At 35.4% G+C, this 2,201-nt stretch carries 2 protein-coding genes; both read right to left on the reverse strand.

Translation table 11 applies throughout. The features are described from left to right. The coding region (locus tag ACWATR_RS39450; RefSeq protein WP_460345677.1) for a pentapeptide repeat-containing protein at positions 1 to 1,325 on the reverse strand (1,325 nt) is incomplete at its 3' end. A 102-nt stretch (positions 1,326 to 1,427) separates the two neighbouring features. Then, positions 1,428 to 2,201: DUF1822 family protein (locus ACWATR_RS39455; protein ID WP_460345680.1), on the reverse strand; the 774-nt coding region annotated here is incomplete at its 5' end.

Raw genomic sequence — 2,201 nt, forward strand, 5'->3', positions numbered from 1 at the left:
GTAAATTCTTCAGCAGCAAATTCTCCACTACTAGGACGGCGTTCTTGTTGGTTATTTAAAAGATAAACATATTGACAAATTACTCCATCAAGTTGAGTTGTACTATCAATATTCCAGGCTTCTAAACAAGCTGCTGTTAAATTTGCTTGGTAAAAATTCGTAGCTAATGCTTGAGTTTTAGTCAGATTTGCACCTTCTAAATTGGCACATTCTAAAGTAGATTGACTCATATCCACTTCGCTTAAATCAGCATAACTCAGGTCAGCACCATCTAGATTGATACCTTTGAGTTTACAGCCGATATAAGATTTATGAGTACCTCTTTTAGTAACAACTAAATCTTGAACTATTGGATTGACTAAAATAGTGTTATCTACTCTCGCTAAACAAAGATAATTCGCTAAATGAAAATTAGTACGGATGAGTTTGGCGTTGCTAAAGTTAACATTTTTTAGTTTGGCGTAACTAAACTCAGCACCAGTTAAGTCTGCTTGTTGAAAGCTTGTTCCGCCGATGCTAGAGACAGCAATAGCTAGTTTTCCTATCCAGATAAACTTTTCATCCCCAGCACTGACTCGCCAACAGATATAACTCACGAATAATATTACAACAACACTACCAACTGAAGCAGCGATCGCAGCTTCTTTGACAGCTTGAGCTTTTATAGGAGAAATTTTATTAATTCCTGTAAATACTTCAGCCACTATCACGCTAATTATAGTAGCAATTATACTGCCAATAATACTACTTATAAATATTAAAAACAGACTAAAAATTGCTATTTTTATTCCAGCCACCTGTTCAACTACTGTCACCAGGAACGCCATCATTACTAACATGGTGTAAACAATTAATGTCGTGACGGTAATTGCCACAATTCCGGCGGGAATACCTGCAATTTTACCTGTCATAGTTCCTAGCACAAGACCGCAAATTACAGCCGTAACAGAAACCGCAAAAAATGCCGTTATCAAATCCTTGTAAACAGTAGTAACAGCAAAAACTATAAAAATACTGAAGACTACAATAGCTGCAAAATAGTTATCTGGACTAATGGAGTAAGGAAAAAGTAAATACCCAGTAAAGACTGGTGCAAATCCTGCAACTAATCCCAAGATGAGAGTTATTAATAAAATTAAAGAAACTATTCCCAATAGCCGATTTCTCGGTAATCCACCTTTGGCATTTTGGAAATTGGTATTCGTGAGAATAGCATTGGTAAAATTGGCACCGCGAATGTCAGAGTTGCTAAAGTCTGCACCTGTCAGGTTTTGCCCACTAAAGTCTTGACACTGAAGATTTTGACCGGAAAAATTAAAAATCATTGCTAATACTATAATTTAAAATATTTGAATGTAGGTATAAATTTGGCAATTTATATAAAATATTTTTGTTGCTAAATCCATAACCTACATTATTTTATTAAACTAAATTATAAAATCTTCGCTAAAAGTGGAATTACCTAAAGCTACTTGTACAGTAAAGTTTTCACCCATTTCGCAGCTAAATTTGAGTTGGAGATAAATATCTGCACGTCTAGCTGTAATTTCTCGCAAGATTTCTCCAGAATCAGCTAGTAATATTAACTTTAAATCTGCTGGTAAATAATTATCATTTGCTGTAGGGTAGATTTGCATGAATACGCCAACATCACCATCTACCTTTTGTAAAAATGCCACAGCCAAAGCTACAGATTTACCTGCAATCTCCATCCCTAAATCAATTAGCTTTACTCTCCTAACACCAGCAACAGGGTTTTCTGGATCAAGTTTTCTTAAACTCTCTACAGCTATCCAGAGAGTTTTATCATCGGAAGTACTTCGTAATAAATTTACTAAGGCTTGAATTGCATCACTATTACCAACAGCAATTTCTCCTAAGCGTTTAGCTGCTAGTTGTCTTTGCGTTTCGTTATTAACAGATGATAGTTGCTCTATGGTTGCGGTAATTTCATCGCGGTTTGGTGGCAGTGGAGAGTTATTATTGCTGCGGGTAGCGATGGGCTGCATCCCACCATAAGTGTTCGCTAAATTTGTTAATGTAGAAAAATCCAACCATTCTGGCTCAAAAATATTTTGAAACCACCGACTGACAAGAACATGATATTTATTTAAGGATGTAGATATTAAATCGATAAATTTATCTTCAGCTAAATCAATTTCTGCTAGTTCTTGCTCTATTTGTAGCTGTTCTTGTAAGAT

It is taken from the genome of Nostoc sp. UIC 10890, assembly GCF_054786515.1.